The 15606-nt window shown below is 36.5% G+C and carries 13 protein-coding genes; 9 read left to right on the top strand and 4 right to left on the bottom strand.

Annotated features, from left to right (window positions below; genetic code table 11):
• Nucleotides 1-137: 137 nt before the first annotated feature.
• From EZ449_RS14840 to EZ449_RS14825, 4 genes are all read left to right on the top strand, one after another.
• Complete coding sequence (locus tag EZ449_RS14840; RefSeq protein ID WP_131560194.1) at nucleotides 138-3050, top strand: SusC/RagA family TonB-linked outer membrane protein; 2913 nt, start codon at nucleotides 138-140, stop codon at nucleotides 3048-3050.
• 11 nt (nucleotides 3051-3061) lie between these two features.
• Nucleotides 3062-4477, top strand: coding sequence for a RagB/SusD family nutrient uptake outer membrane protein (locus EZ449_RS14835; RefSeq protein WP_131560192.1), 1416 nt, complete (start codon nucleotides 3062-3064; stop codon nucleotides 4475-4477).
• Between the two features lie 202 nt (nucleotides 4478-4679).
• Complete coding sequence (locus EZ449_RS14830; RefSeq protein WP_131560190.1) at nucleotides 4680-6119, top strand: glycoside hydrolase family 30 protein; 1440 nt, start codon at nucleotides 4680-4682, stop codon at nucleotides 6117-6119.
• Between the two features lie 277 nt (nucleotides 6120-6396).
• Complete coding sequence (locus EZ449_RS14825; RefSeq protein ID WP_131560188.1) at nucleotides 6397-6870, top strand: hypothetical protein; 474 nt, start codon at nucleotides 6397-6399, stop codon at nucleotides 6868-6870.
• A 112-nt stretch (nucleotides 6871-6982) separates the two neighbouring features.
• Here the strand turns inward: EZ449_RS14825 and EZ449_RS14820 are convergent, their stop codons facing one another.
• The 3 genes from EZ449_RS14820 to panB form a co-directional block, all read right to left on the bottom strand.
• Nucleotides 6983-7336: a hypothetical protein gene (locus EZ449_RS14820; RefSeq protein WP_131560186.1), complete on the bottom strand. Its 354-nt coding sequence runs from the start codon at nucleotides 7334-7336 to the stop codon at nucleotides 6983-6985.
• A 187-nt stretch (nucleotides 7337-7523) separates the two neighbouring features.
• A complete protein-coding gene (locus EZ449_RS14815) occupies nucleotides 7524-8210 on the bottom strand; it encodes an RluA family pseudouridine synthase (protein ID WP_131560184.1) in 687 nt (228 codons plus the stop codon).
• Nucleotides 8211-8445: 235 nt separating this feature from the next.
• On the bottom strand, nucleotides 8446-9261 hold the full coding sequence (panB, locus tag EZ449_RS14810) for a 3-methyl-2-oxobutanoate hydroxymethyltransferase (RefSeq protein WP_131560182.1): 816 nt from the start codon (nucleotides 9259-9261) through the stop codon (nucleotides 8446-8448).
• Nucleotides 9262-9580: 319 nt separating this feature from the next.
• Between panB and carA the strand changes: the two genes are divergently transcribed.
• The 3 genes from carA to EZ449_RS14795 all read left to right on the top strand — a co-directional run bounded on the left by carA (nucleotide 9581) and on the right by EZ449_RS14795 (nucleotide 12880).
• Nucleotides 9581-10693: a glutamine-hydrolyzing carbamoyl-phosphate synthase small subunit gene (carA, locus tag EZ449_RS14805; RefSeq protein WP_131560180.1), complete on the top strand. Its 1113-nt coding sequence runs from the start codon at nucleotides 9581-9583 to the stop codon at nucleotides 10691-10693.
• A 200-nt stretch (nucleotides 10694-10893) separates the two neighbouring features.
• Nucleotides 10894-11658, top strand: a complete 765-nt coding sequence (locus EZ449_RS14800; RefSeq protein ID WP_131560178.1) for an ABC transporter ATP-binding protein — start codon at nucleotides 10894-10896, stop codon at nucleotides 11656-11658.
• Between the two features lie 145 nt (nucleotides 11659-11803).
• Nucleotides 11804-12880: an ABC transporter permease gene (locus EZ449_RS14795; protein ID WP_131560176.1), complete on the top strand. Its 1077-nt coding sequence runs from the start codon at nucleotides 11804-11806 to the stop codon at nucleotides 12878-12880.
• Between the two features lie 3 nt (nucleotides 12881-12883).
• Here the strand turns inward: EZ449_RS14795 and EZ449_RS14790 are convergent, their stop codons facing one another.
• Nucleotides 12884-13711, bottom strand: coding sequence for a DUF3667 domain-containing protein (locus EZ449_RS14790; RefSeq protein ID WP_131560174.1), 828 nt, complete (start codon nucleotides 13709-13711; stop codon nucleotides 12884-12886).
• A gap of 156 nt (nucleotides 13712-13867) precedes the next feature.
• On the opposite strand from EZ449_RS14790, the gene EZ449_RS14785 reads away from it, so the two are divergent.
• Both EZ449_RS14785 and EZ449_RS14780 read left to right on the top strand, forming a co-directional pair.
• Nucleotides 13868-14824 carry a Fic family protein gene (locus EZ449_RS14785; protein ID WP_131560172.1) on the top strand — a complete coding sequence of 319 codons (957 nt, stop codon included), beginning with the start codon at nucleotides 13868-13870 and terminating at the stop codon, nucleotides 14822-14824.
• 55 nt (nucleotides 14825-14879) lie between these two features.
• Nucleotides 14880-15563, top strand: coding sequence for an XAC2610-related protein (locus tag EZ449_RS14780; RefSeq protein WP_131560170.1), 684 nt, complete (start codon nucleotides 14880-14882; stop codon nucleotides 15561-15563).
• The last annotated feature ends 43 nt before the right edge of the window (nucleotides 15564-15606 follow it).

The raw sequence follows: 15606 nt of genomic DNA, 5'->3' as shown, positions 1-15606 counted from the left end.
TGGTATCAAAGCGTATCGAAAACAATACAAAATTCTAATTATCAATTAGTTACGTAAAATTTAACCTTACAAATACTTGCTTTTAACATTAAATGAGTGTTAACTTTACAATCTATAATATTAACAGAGCAAAAATTATGAGAAAAAAGTTTACATTACTTATGGTGTGTATTCTATGCGGAATCTCCTTGAGTTGGGCACAGAATATTACCGTAAAAGGTTTGGTAAAAGACAATCAAGGCTTGCCATTACCTGGAGTATCTGTGAAAGTGAAAGGCACTAACCAAGGTACCTCAACAGCAGATAATGGATCATACTCCATTAGCGCTCCATCAAATTCTACTTTAGAGTTTACATTTATCGGCTACAAAACCGTAGAGGAAGTTGTTAATAATCGCACAACAGTTAGCGTTATTTTATCTGATGACAACCAGCAACTGAACGAAGTAATCGTTATTGGTTATGGAACAACAGTGAAAAAGGACTTAACAACGGCAGTAGTTTCCCTATCATCGAAAGATATCGAAAACCAACCGGTTACTAATCCTTTACAAGCCATTCAAGGTAAGGCAGCTGGGGTTCAAATTACTTCTCAATCTGGTAAGCCAGGTGCGGGTGTATCGGTTACCATTCGTGGTAATACATCAATTAATGCTTCGAATAGCCCATTATACGTTATCGACGGGGTAACTTCCAGAGATGCAAGTTTCTTAAATCCAACAGATATTGAGAGCTTAACCATTTTAAAAGACGCATCAGCGGCAGCGATTTATGGCTCGAGCGGTGCAAATGGGGTAATCTTAATCACTACTAAGAAAGGATCATCTGATAAGATTCGTGCAACATTCAACGCTTTCACAGGTTTTTCTAACCTTTGGCAAAAACAGGATGTATTGAACAGGGACCAATATGTAGCTTTAATGAGAGAATTAGGTTACGATACAAATGGTTTAGGAAATGAAAATACAGACTGGCAGGATTTAGCCTTTGGAACAGGTGTTCAAAATAGCTACCAAGCCTCCATCTCTGGTGGAATTAAAGGTGGTCAGTACGCTTTATCTACGGGTTACCAACAAGATAAAGGTGTGGTTGCTCCAGCAAAATTAGATAAATATACCATTCACTTTAACGGATCGCAAAACATTACGAAGTGGTTAAAACTAACAGGAAACGCTGCTTTAACGCAAAGTAATTCTGTTGATGTTAGCGATAACAACAACGGTGCAAGAGGTGGAACAATTCTTTCTGCTTTAACTACTCCACCTACAATTGGGGTTTATGCCGCAAACGGAACTTACGCCTTTAACCCTTACAAAGGTGGCTCAGAAAATCCAGTTGCAAATGCTTTCGCCGCAAAAAACAACAATAGAAACTTCCGTTTCTTAGGAGCATTTTCAGCTGAGGTTAAATTCACAAAAGACTTCTCTTTTAAATCAAGCATCAGTACAAATAACAACGATAACCGTTATTCTTATTTCATCGATCCATATTCTACTGATTATGGTAGAGCACAAAAAGGGGTTAGAAACGCAAGTTTTAGCAATGATCATGTTTGGTTAAATGAAAACATTTTAAACTACACCAAAAACTGGGGCAAAAATGCTTTTACTGCAACTGGCGGTATGACTTTACAAGAATCTAAATACTATTCACTAGGTTATAATGAACAAAACTTTTTAGATGCAAGCGGTAAATTATTAGATAGAGGAACATCTATTCCAGCTCAACTACCAACAGCTTCGCAATGGTCTAAACGTTCGTATTTAGCTCGTTTAACTTATGCTTATGATAGCAAGTATTTATTCAGCACTAACTTCAGGGCAGATGGTTCATCCCGTTTCGGTCCAGAAAATCAGTACGGTTATTTTCCATCGGCCTCCATTGGATGGAGAATTTCTGGTGAAAACTTCTTAAAGGACGTTAAGGCTATTAATGATTTAAAATTAAGAGCAAGTTGGGGTAAAGTTGGTAACGATGAAGGTATTGGAGATTATTCGTACCTAGAACTATACACACCAACAACTCAGGGTTCTTATGTATTTTCTCAGTTGCCAAATCCAGGTTTAAAATGGGAAGAAACTACTCAAACTAACATTGGTTTAGATTTATCAATGTTTAATAGCAGAGTAGTTTTTACTGCAGATGCTTACTTGAAAAAAACGAACGACTTACTAATTAATCAACCTTTACCTAACTCTATTGGTTTTGGAAGTATTGCTTCTAATGTTGGGGATATGGAAAACAAAGGTTTAGAATTTGTTTTAACCACTAAAAACTTTGTTAAAGACAAATTTACCTGGACAACAGATATTAACTTTTCATTAAACCGCAATAAGGTTACCAATTTAGGCGATAAAGTTGGATCGATTACATTTGGTGGAATTTACGAACGCGATGCTGCGATAAGAGTAGTTCCTGGTCGTCCGTTGGGTAGTTTTTATGGCTATGTTTCTAATGGTGTAGATCCTCAAACAGGAAACATCGTTTACCAGGATTTAAATGGTGATGGTGCAATTAACGCCGATGATAGAACTTTTATCGGTTCGGCTCAACCAAAGTTCACTTATGGTGTTAACAATACATTTACCTATGGCAATTTCGGTTTAAACTTTTTATTCCAAGGTGTTCAGGGTAATGAAATGTTTAATGCATCGAGAATGGAACTAGAAGGCATGAACGATTCGAAAAATCAATCGGCAGTAGTTTTAAACAGATGGACGACACCTGGACAAATTACTGATGTTCCAAAAGCAATTAAAGACAATACAAACAATACATTAACCTCTAGCCGTTTTGTTGAAGATGGCTCTTACTTGCGCTTAAAAACAACTACACTATCCTACAATTTTGGCAGTGTAGCTCTAGGTAAACTTAAAATGAGCAAAGTAATGCTTTATGCATCTGCTTACAATCTATTAACTTTTACAAACTATTCGGGTTTCGATCCAGAGGTGAATGTAAACTCCGCAAATGGTCCAGCAATGGGTATCGATTATGGTACTTATCCTCAATCGAGAACTTTCTTATTTGGTGTTAACGTAGGCTTTTAATTTAAACAACAATGAAACTTAAAATATATTCATTAATTGCAGTTGGCACCATTACGATGGCGTTGAGCAGCTGTAAAAAAGATTTCTTGGAACAAACTCCAATTACTCAGGTTGGTCCTGATGTTGCATTTGCCGATGCAGCCGCAGCAGAAAAGCTAATTCAAGGTGCATACGATGGTATGTACAACGATTTCCACATTTGGGATTATATGACCAATGGAGATGTAAGATCTGATAACGCTTATGCTGGTGGAGACAATCCAGCAAATATCCAGTTAGATTTATTTACGGTTAACTCTACAAATGGAAACGTTGGTAGAGATTGGAATTCTCTATATAGTGATATCAAGAACTGTAACTTAATTCTAACTAATGTTCCAAATATTCAAGATCCAAAACTTGATGTTGGCGATAGGAGAAAACAAATTTTAGCTGAAGCAAGTATTCTTCGTGCTTACATGTATTTTAATTTAGTTAGAACTTGGGGCTCTGTTCCACTGGTAGTAAAAGTACCTACAACCGATGCTGAATTCTATCCAGCGAAATCAAGTGTTGATGCCATTTATGCGCAGATTATAACAGATTTAGAATATGGAGCAGCAAATGCCCGCGTAACTGCACCAACTAAAGGTATTATGACCAAAGGTGTTGCTAATGCTTTATTGGCTAAGGTTTATGCTTCAAAAGCAACACCAGATTGGTCAAAAGTAAGCACTTATGCAGACGCAGTTATTGGTGGTGGCTATTCTTTAGTTGGCAATTACGATTTCCTTTGGGATTCTAACCATAAAAACAACGCTGAAGCGATTTGGGAAATGCAATATGATGGCTACGGTGGCCTACACGGTAACTGGATGCCAAGCGTAATTGTTGGTACTGGATGGAAACGTTTCAATTCACCAACAAACAGTTTATCAAAAGCTTTTGACGACGCTGGAGATGCTGTTCGTAAAGCTTCGAGCATTAAATTCAACAATGTGGTTTCAGAAGGTTGGAGCGATTCTTATTGGTCTAAAACCAGTTATCCTTACATCAATAAATATCGTGCTGATGATAAATCAGATAATTACATTTTGAGGTTAGCAGATATTATTCTTTTAAAAGCTGAGGCATTGAACGAATTAAGCGCTTCGGGTTGGTCTTCGTCCGCTACATTAGTTAACCAAGTTCGTGGCAGAGTTAATTTAGGCGCAACCCCAGCTACAAATCAAGCTGCTATGCGTTTGGCAATTGAAAACGAACGCCGTTTAGAATTGGCTTTTGAAGGTCACCGTTATTATGATTTGTTAAGAACAAACAGAATTATTCCTGTGATGAATGCGCAGGTAGATGGAACTGGTGCTAATTTAAATTACAATTTAACAGCAGCAAAACTTTACTTCCCAATTCCACAGGATGAGTTAGACAAAAACCCTAACGTACGTTAACACTATTTTTCAAATACAAAGGCGGCAATTGTCGACTTTGTATTGAAATCTAAATATCATTAGATAGAAATCGTGAAGATCTTAATACGGCTTCTAAAGAATTTTAATTGCACAAATTAAAACCTGGAGGACGAGGTTGGCTCAAAATCACCTCGCTCCTTTCTTTTCATTAACGCCTCCAGATTTACTAAACGGAAAAACAATGAAACCAATTTATAATATATGTTTGGCAGCAAGCATTTTATTTGCATCCTGCGCCTGCAGAAAAGCTGCGTCAACCGCTCAAGACAATAAGCAACCAACAGAAAATGTTAAAACTGATGTAGCTTTTTGGCTTACCAAAGGTGATCAGTCCCAATTGTTAAAAAAGCAAAATATAGCGCTCAACTTTTCAGAAGCCACAAATGCCAACCCAACCATAGAAGTTGATCCAAAAACAACGTTTCAAGGCATTGATGGTTTTGGTTATACCTTAACCGGCGGAAGCGCAAGCTTAATTAATACTTTACCTGCCGCAGAGCGGGATAAATTGCTAAACGAATTATTTTCTACCTCGGATGATGCCATCTCCGTAAACTACATCAGAATCAGCATAGGTGCTTCGGATTTAAGCGCAACACCTTTCACCTATAATGATTTAGCAGATGGTGAAACTGATGAATCACTAGCTAAATTTTCCATCGCCAAAGAACAGGCAGATTTAATTCCAATACTTAAAAAAATCGTAGCCATAAATCCATCGATTAAAATTTTAGGGTCGCCATGGACTGCTCCAACTTGGATGAAAACCAATAAAAGTTTTATTGGTGGAAGTTTAAAATCTGAATACTATCAAACTTATGCGAAGTATTTGGTAAAATATATTCAGGCGATGAAAGCCGAAGGAATTGTGATCGACGCCATTACGCCACAAAACGAACCATTGCATCCGGGTAATAATCCAAGCATGTATATGGAAGCTTTGGATCAGGCCAATTTCATTAAAACGGCTTTAGGTCCTATTTTTAAAAGCAGTGGTGTAGCTACCAAAATTATTGTTTATGACCATAATGCCGATAAACCTGAATACCCAATTACAATTTTAAATGATGCTGATGCGAAGAAATACATCGATGGTTCTGCGTTTCACTTATACGCCGGCCCTATTTCGGCATTAACCCAAGTGCATAATGCACATCCTGATAAAAGTGTTTACTTTACAGAGCAATGGGTTGGTGGACCGAGTAATTTCAGCGAAGATTTGAAATGGCATGTTTCAACCTTAATTATTGGCGCAACCCGCAATTGGAGTCGCAACGTATTGGAATGGAACTTGGCAGCAGATCAAAACTACAATCCTCATACCGATAGAGGTGGTTGTACTTCGTGTTTAGGCGCCATTACTATAGCGCCAGCAGTAAGTAGAAATGTGGCTTATTATGTTATTGCACATGCATCTAAATTTGTAAAACCAGGTTCGGTGCGCATTGCTTCGAACATTACCAATAACTTGCAAAATGTGGCTTTTAAAACACCAGACGGCAAAAACGTACTTATCGTTTGCAATAATAACAGTTCCGAAACAGCATTTAATATTAAATATAACGGTAAAATGGTCAACACGATCCTGGATAAAGGTGCTGTAGCTACTTATGTATGGTAAAAATTTTGTTTAATTGTTTGGTCAGCCTCGCAACTTAGCGGGGCTTTCTATTTTAAAATCTTTTTGAAAAGCAGGTTTCTGTGGTTATCGGTTAATGTCCCCGCTTTCGCTACAATACTTTTGAAAGGAAAAGTATTTTCACTTTAATCGGGTTTATTTAACCTCTATTCCCCTACTATCAATGGGCAGCCTTTTTCAGCGGAGATAATAAGATTAAAAATTATTACTAAAATTGGCAGGCACTTTGCAGTAAGCAATTAAATCAATCCTATAAAAAATGAAAAATACCATCACCTTTTTAGGCCTTGCAGCCGTTTTTTTTGCCTCATGTCAAGGCGGAACAGCAAAGAAAACGCAAGCCAAAATAGATTCTACAATTGTTACCAACTCCGAAAACCAGGTGGATGCAAAGGAGTGTTTTCAATTCATTAAAAATAGAGATACGGCATCATTATCAATAAATAAAACAGATAATACAGTTAAAGGAAACTTGAGTTATAACTTTTATGAAAAGGATAAAAATGCAGGTACAATTTCTGGCTTAGTTAAGGGAGATACCATCATTGCTGATTATACATTTCAATCTGAGGGTACAAAATCGGTTAGAGAAGTGGTATGGCTAAAACAAGGTAATCAATTAATTGAGGGTTTTGGCGATGTGCAAGAAGTTGATGGAAAAACCAAGTTTAAGGATATTAGTAAACTTAAGTTTGGCGCTTCAATGGTTTTCAGCAAAACACCATGTAAATAAAAAGGGTTGTGCCTTTCGGCACAACCCTTAACCACTTATAAAAATTAAATTATTTTACTGCTTCTTGTGCTGCAGCAGCCCATTCTTGACTTAATTTAGTCATGTAATCTGATTACTTTTGAACTTCATCTGGTTTTAATTTACTTGCCCATGCAGAAGCACCTGTTGCCCAAGTAGAATATTTGGCACTCAAAGCTTGGATTTCTGCTTCATTTTTACTTTTTAAAGCCGCTACATACTCATCTTTTAGTTTAGCATATTCTGCTAATCCTTTATTAACTTCATCGCTAGAAAACGTTGGAGCCGAAGTTGTAGTAGTTGTTTCAGTTTTGGTTGTGGTAACCGTAGTATCACCTTTTGAAATTACTGAATCAGTTTTTGTTTCTGATTTTTTCGTGCTATCGCAAGAAACTAATGTAACTGCCAATAAGCCTATTGCAGCAACCGATAAGATTGTTTTTTTCATTATTGTTTTGGTTGTTTGGACTAATGTGGTTAAAGATTGTGCCAAAGATAAAAAGTGCTAGTCAAGCATTTTTAATGGCTATAACCAAAATCGACTGCGGCAAAATTGGGGAATTTATTTTTGTAACCGTGTAAAAATTCCCCAATTATTAAACCATTACATTTTACACTACTTAATCTTTGGGATATTATAGATTTTCGAATCTTTCCCAAAAACCATCAACAGGTAATTTGGCAAAAATATTAACGGGTTCTTTTTTAACTGGATGCTCAAAACGCAATCTCCGGGCGTGTAAACAAATACTTCCTTTTCTGCTTCCTCTTGGGTAGCCATATTTATTATCACCAACAATCGGGCAACCCATTGATGAAAGCTGAACACGAATTTGATGTGATCTACCCGTTAATGGATCTACTTCCAACAAATAATAATCACCTAGTTTGGCAACCAACTTGTAAGAAAGTTCGGCTCTTTGACTGCCTTCCACTTCTGAATTATAATAAGTAACCACATTTTTTTGTGGGTTTTTAATTAACCAATGAACTAAAGTAGCCGATTCTATTTCAGGTTTATTACGAACTACCGCCCAATAGGTTTTCTTTACTTCACGGTTTTTAAAAGCAGCATTCATCCGCTCTAATGCCTTACTGGTTTTAGCAAACAAAATAACGCCACTAACCGGCCGATCTAAACGATGTACAACACCTAAAAATGCGCCATTTGGTTTATTGTACTTTTTTGCAATGTATTTTTTTACCTGCTCATCTAAAGGCTCGTCGCCAGTTTCATCTACCTGCACAATATCTCCCGCCCTTTTGTTAATGGCGATTAAGTGGTTGTCTTCAAATAATATGTCCTTATCGGTTATTGGCATCTGTAAAATTGTTACTGACTTAGTTTGTAAATTGCCATTTTAAATGGTTGGCAATTTACAATTTGAGTTATTAGCAGAAATTTTATTAATTAAACCCGACTGAAGCGGCAGCTCCCGATTTTTTATCGGGACTATAGCGTAAAGCGGGAGTGACTTTAATTTGAAATGCTGTATATGCTTTTCAAAACCACAAATACTTAACAAGGTTGATGCTAATTGCAAAAAAGCCTTAAATTTAATATTGTTCTTTTTCGTTAGGAAAATCGTTTGCTTTAACATCACGGATGTAAGATTGTGCTGCGCCCAAAATTTCATCGTACAGGTTAATGTACTGACGTAAAAAACGTGGCTTAAATCCTTTAGTTAAGCCAATCATATCATTTACGACCAAAACTTGCCCATCGCAGTCTGGTCCAGCACCAATCCCTATAGTTGGAATTTGGATACTTTCAGAAACTATTTTACCTAAAGAAGCTGGGATTTTCTCCAAAACTACCGCGAAACAACCTGCATTTTGCAAGGCAATTGCATCAGTCTTCAGTTTATTAGCTTCCTCCTCTTCTTTAGCCCGAACAGTATAAGTTCCGAACTTGTAAATAGATTGCGGCGTTAACCCCAAGTGTCCCATTACCGGTATTCCCGCTGTAATAATACGTTGTACAGATTCGATAATTTCTTCACCACCCTCTAGCTTCACACCGTGAGCACCAGATTCTTTCATTATTCTAATAGCAGAATTTAAGGCTTCTTTAGAATTACCTTGATAAGAGCCGAAAGGCAAATCGACTACAACGAAAGCCCGTTTAACCGCCCTAATTACCGATGCAGCATGATAAATCATTTGATCTAAGGTAATTGGCAGCGTAGTTTCATGACCAGCCATTACATTGGAAGCAGAATCGCCAACGAGTAAAACGTCCAATCCAGCATCATCTAAAATGGTTGCCATGGAATAATCGTAAGCGGTTAGCATAGATATTTTTTCGCCACGCTGTTTCATTTCTTGTAAAATGTGCGTGGTAATGCGCTTTATTTCTTTGTGTACCGACATGGGTTTTGTTTTGTGATTCAAAAGTATTGTTTTTTATTTAAGCGGAAAGACCAAAGCGGAAAGATTAAAGCGAAATGACCAACATTAAAGACTAAGGCTTTATTATTTATTGATACTGTATTAAATCCTGTACTTGCTTACTTTACTCCTATCCTTATTTCACATTTTTCTTTACATTCCCAACCATAAACCCTATCTTTGTACCCCGAAATGGAAAGGATATATTCATCTTTTTTTGCACCCAGCAAAAACAGCTTTAATGCTGAAAGGACTCCTTTTTTCAACTCTTTTTTAAATCAAAATCCATATTGTAATTACCATGACTAACTACACCAAGTTACCTGCGATTTTATTACTGGCCGATGGCACAGTTTTTTACGGCAAAGCTGCCGGAAAAATTGGAACCACTACTGGCGAAATTTGTTTTAATACCGGGATGACAGGTTACCAGGAAATTTTTACCGATCCAAGTTATTTTGGACAAATAATGGTAACCACAAATTCCCACATCGGGAACTATGGTATCCAAAAAGATGAAATCGAATCAGATTCGATAAAAATTGCTGGCCTGGTTTGCAAAAACTATAACATTGTTTACAGCCGTAAGCAAGCAACAGAATCTATTCAGGATTACTTCCAAAATGATAATTTGGTTGCCATTTCGGATATTGATACACGTGCCTTAGTTCGTCATATAAGAGATAAGGGCGCAATGAACGCTATTATTTCTTCTGAGATTACGGATTTAGATGAATTGAAACAAAAATTAGCTGAAGTACCATCAATGGAAGGTTTAGAGCTTTCATCGAAAGTAAGTACTACGGAACCCTATTTTTATGGTAATCCAGAAGCAAGCTTGAAAGTCGCAGCATTAGATTTGGGTATAAAGAAAAACATTCTTCGTAGCTTCGAAAACCGCGATATTTATGTTCAGGTTTTTCCAGCGAAAACAAAATTTGCGGAAATGGAGAAATTTAATCCTGATGGTTATTTTATTTCAAATGGCCCTGGCGATCCATCGGTAATGCCATACGCAGTAGAAACTATTAAAGAAATCTTAGCCGAAGATAAACCATTGTTCGGTATTTGCTTAGGTCACCAATTATTAGCTGAAGCGAATGATATTGGCACGATGAAAATGTTCAACGGTCACCGTGGCTTAAACCACCCAGTTAAAAACATTATCAAAAACCATTGTGAAGTTACTTCTCAAAACCACGGTTTTGGCGTAATTCCAGATGAAGTTAGAAATTCGGATAAGGTTGAAATTACCCACGTAAACTTGAACGATAAATCAATCGAAGGTATTCGTGTTAAAGGTAAAAAAGCTTTCTCAGTTCAATATCACCCAGAGTCTTCTCCAGGTCCACATGATTCTCGTTATTTGTTCGATGATTTCGTGAACGTTATGAAAGGTGAGTTGGTTTGGTAGCTTCAAACTGAAAGATAAAAGCTTAAAGACTAAAGCGAAATATTAAAATCTGCGAATCTGCGGCTCAATTGAAGCCGAAGATTCGCAGATTTCTTTTATAATCAAATTTCCACCTACCAAAACCATCATTTTACCGACATTTTAGCAGATAGTATTCATAATTCATTTTCTATTCATCTAAAGCTGCTTACATTCGCAATATGGAAACAAAAAAAGCCATTATCACTGTTAAAGATCTTGTCAAAAAGTATGATGACTTCGTAGCTGTTCAAGGCTTAAGCTTTGAGGTTTATGAAAATGAGATTTTCGGTTTACTTGGCCCAAATGGAGCTGGTAAAACCACAACACTTGAGATTATTGAGACCTTAAGAGATAAAACATCAGGCGAAATTATTGTAGATGGTTTTTCTGTTGATAAAAACCCACAAGAAATTAAACAGATCATTGGCGTTCAGCTACAGGCAGCTGGTTATTATCCCAATTTAAATCTTATAGAATTACTCGAGCTTTTTGCAGGTTTGTATGGTGCCAACATTAAACCGATGGAAATGCTGGAGAAAGTTAATCTTCAAGATAAAGCCAAAGCGAAATACAAAGCACTTTCTGGCGGACAAAAACAGCGTTTTTCCATCGCCACTACTTTAATAAATCAACCTAAAATTATTTTCCTTGATGAACCGACAACAGGTTTAGATCCACAGGCAAGAAGAAATCTTTGGGATTTGATCACAGAGATTCGAAATGCAGGAACAACCGTGGTAATTACAACGCATTACATGGATGAGGCTGAACAACTTTGCGATCGTGTTGCTTTTGTAGAAAGAGGACAAATTATCGCTTTAGATACACCAGATAACCTAATTGATAAATTGGTAAACAGCGGATTCGAGCGCAAAAAAGAAGTAAAAAAAGCTAATTTGGAAGATGTTTTTATCAACCTGACAGGTAAAGAGTGGAGGGAGTAGTAAATGAGTTTTATTCGAAAAGCAGTTTAAGCATTTCAAATTAAAGTTACTCCCGCTTTCCGCTGTAGTCCCGATGAAAAATCGGGAGCTGCCGCTTCAATCGGGTTTATCCAAATAAAACAGTACAACTATTAGAAAATAGTACATGCAAAAATATAGCAACATAACAGCAACAATAGCATTAGCAAAAGCAAGCTTTCGCTCCATTATGAGAAGCCCATCAGCAGTGGTGTTTACGCTGGCTTTCCCACTTATTTTTATTTTGATTTTTGGTTTTTTAGGTGGAGGTGGAACGCGTATCGATGTTGGAATCACACCAGGATCAGACATGAACAATCCGGTAATTGGCATGCTAGATAAAACTGGGATGATTCGTTTGGTTAAAAACAAGACTAAGGCAGAGTTTGATAAGCTTCTTGAAAAAGGAAATGTAGATGCGATGATTGATGTCCACAGAAAAGTTAATTCTGCTGCTTATTCGGTTAATGTAATTTACACTTCAGCATCAAGAGACAAAGGCGGAATTTTAAAATCGGTTTTAAACAATCTTTTCTATGATAAGACCTTAAAGCCATCTATTGCCGAAATCAAGGAAAACACCATTACAGTACGCGAATATAAAACCATCGATTTCATTTTACCCGGACAATTAGGCTTCTCCTTATTAAGTACAGGTGTTTTTGGAACAGCATTCGTTTTTTTAAGCTTACGACAAACATTGGTAATCAAACGCTTTTTCGCTACGCCCGTAAAACGATCTAGCATTGTAATTGGCGAGGGCATAGCGAGAATAGGTTTTGCATTAATTGGCGCATTATTTATTATTCTTATCGGCCATTTCTTTTTTGGCTTTACGCTCGTCCACGGTGTATTTACGGTGGCAAATATGCTCATATTGGCTACATTGGGCGTTATTGTATTCATGGGCTTTGGCTTTATTATTTCTGGCGTTGCCAAAAGCGAAAGTATGGTTCCACCGATTTCGAATATCGTAACCTTGCCTCAATTTTTGCTTTCTGGAACTTTCTTTTCTATTGAGGCCTTTCCAACTTGGTTACAGCCGATTAGTAGAGCCCTGCCCCTCACTTATTTAAATGATGCCATGCGAAAGGTTGCTTTTGAGGGTATGGGATTATGGGATGTAAAATTCCAGATTATGATCCTTTTACTTTGGGGAATTGGCATTTACGCCGTTGCTGTAAAAGTTTTTAAGTGGGAATAAAACCTACATTCGTTTAAAAAAATCAAGAAAATGTATATTTTGGTAAATGTAAATCGCCATAAATGTCATGGAAAGCATTACCCAGATCACAATTCCAATTAACGATTGTAGAAATACTTTTGCTCCACCGAAAAATCCTTTTATTTGCATAAATCCTTTGTATGCATAAGTGTAATATACAACTTGGGTAATTAAACCAATTAATGGTATTATTGCTATCCAAGGCGTGTTTTTAGCCAATGCTTCTAATGGAAAAACCAACAGCGTAAAAGCTAGATTTGAAAAACTAACAAAGAGAATATTCGCCACAAAATGTTCTGCATAATTGTATTGCTTTTTAAAATAAATTAACCAAAAAAACAGCGCAAAGAATGGAACAGCAATCATGGCGATAACATTTCCGTATTTGGCTGTAAAATATTTTGCTTTCATAGCTCGACCAAACATTTGTACCGACTCGGCCTTTTTTACAGGATCTTGGATAGATTGTATGTTTGCAGGAATCTCCACCTTTTGATGAGCATCTGTTGGCCGAAAAAAAGTATTTGACAACACAAATAATCCTGCAAGAATTAAGAAAAAAGTAAACGGACTGAAATATTTTTTCCTTTTTCCGTTCACATATTCCATGGCTACTACGCCTGGTCTAATCAATAATTCCTTAAGCAAGAAGAATATACCTTTATCGGCATGGGTAAAGGCATGAAAAAATTCATGAAATATATGCGCCAAGGTAAAGCGATGAACATGAGCTTCTTGTCCGCATTTGCTACAATATCTATCTTCTTCTCTATTTAAGGCATTGCAATTTGAACAATGGTTTACCTGCATACTAAGTTTTTAATTGTACCCTAAACTAATGAATTTATGCCCAAGTTCAAATAAGGTGAAAACCATCGCTGATTACAATTAAGATTAACAAAGTAAAATAATTTTAATATCGGCTAAATAATTTTTATAACTTAACCGATATTTATATATTTGTGCGTGTGGAATATTGATTTAACAGATTTAGAAGAACTAAAGCCTCATGCGGATAGGCTATTTGAAAAGAAAAAAAGCTTGGATGAATCACGTCCACTGCCCAATAGTGCCCTACAAAGAATAAGAACAGACTTAAGCATTGAGTGGACATACAACTCCAATAGTATTGAGGGCAATACCTTAAGCTTAAGAGAAACCCAAATGGTTTTACAAGAAGGCATTACGATAAAGGGCAAAACATTAGTAGAACATTTTGAAGCGCATAACCACGAAAAAGCAATTGATTATTTATACACGCTAGTAAATAAAAATTATGTGCTACGAAGTATCGATGTCCTATCGTTGCATGGATTAGTTCTACGTAGTATCGAGGATGATTATGCTGGCAGAATAAGAAATGGGGGTGTTCGTATTATTGGTGCAAACTTTACCCCTCCTAATGCGAATAAGGTTTCTGATTTATTGGATGAACTTATTTCTTTTGTAAACGAAAATACAGATGGCTTAAATGATGTTTTGTTGGCTACTATTTTTCATCATAAATTAGTTTGGATCCATCCATTTTTTGATGGTAATGGCCGAACAGTTCGTCTTGCCATGAATTTACTTTTGATGAGAAACGGCTTTCCGCCTGCGATTATTTTAAAAAACGATCGGAAAAAATACTACGAGGCCCTAAACCAAGCGAATAACGGCAACTATCACAAGCTATATTTGCTTATGCTGCAAGCTTTGGAACGCTCATTAAACATTTACCTTAATGCTATGCCTGGCAACACGTATGGCGAATATGAGCCAATATCTCATATTGTTTCCGAACCCGAATTTAAGTATGGGCAAGAATATATTAGCCTATTGGCTCGGCAGGGTAAAATTGATGCCTACAAAGAAGGCAGAAATTGGTTAACTACCAGAGAAGCCATAAACAACTATATAAAAACCAGAAAACGTGATCGTTAACGTTTTTTAACTTTTGATCAACAGATATTGAAGTAATTTTAGCAAAAAATATTTAATGAAAAATCTGTTTGTTTTCTGCGTTTTTATTTCATTTACGTTTTCGGCAAAAGCCCAATTTAAATTTCTATCTAACAATAGCTCGACTCAATACAACGCTAAAATTTTTGTTGCTAATTGCGAAAATGGCGCTTGTGGAGGAAAGGCAACAATTATTCTTTATGATAAAATATCAGAAAAAGAGCTTGAGACATTTCATTCGGCTGATTTGGATTTTGGCTTAACTGAAAAGCAGAATGCACAACTTGGCTGGCTCGATCTGGGCAAATATCAAAGTCCTTTAATTTTTGGAGATTTTAATTTCGATGGTTTGGAAGATATGGCAATTAGAAATGGAAGTAATAGCGCTTACGCAAGTCCTTCTTACGATGTATATCTAGCTTCGGCAAATAATAAATTCATTTTAAACAAGGAATTAACCAAGTTAGCGAGTGAAAACCTTGGTATGTTTGATGTTGATCGAAAGCTGAAAACACTAACAGTCCATTTAAAAAGCGGCTGCTGCTATCAACAAGCCATTAGTTATAAAATAGATACAAAAAGCTTTTTAACGGAATTTTTATCAGTTATTGAAGATTCTAGCATTGGCGAAAATGTAACCGTTATTACGCAAAAATTGGTAGATGGCAAGATGAAGAAAACCGTTGAAAAGTTTAAAACGAAAGACTATTACGAACAATAACTACATATCTGGTTTGTTCTTATTCGATCCTATCATTTTATCA

The sequence above is a fragment of the Pedobacter frigidisoli genome (assembly GCF_004331675.1).
GTDB lineage: Bacteria > Bacteroidota > Bacteroidia > Sphingobacteriales > Sphingobacteriaceae > Pedobacter > Pedobacter frigidisoli.
This window is presented reverse-complemented; position numbering and strand designations above follow the sequence as displayed.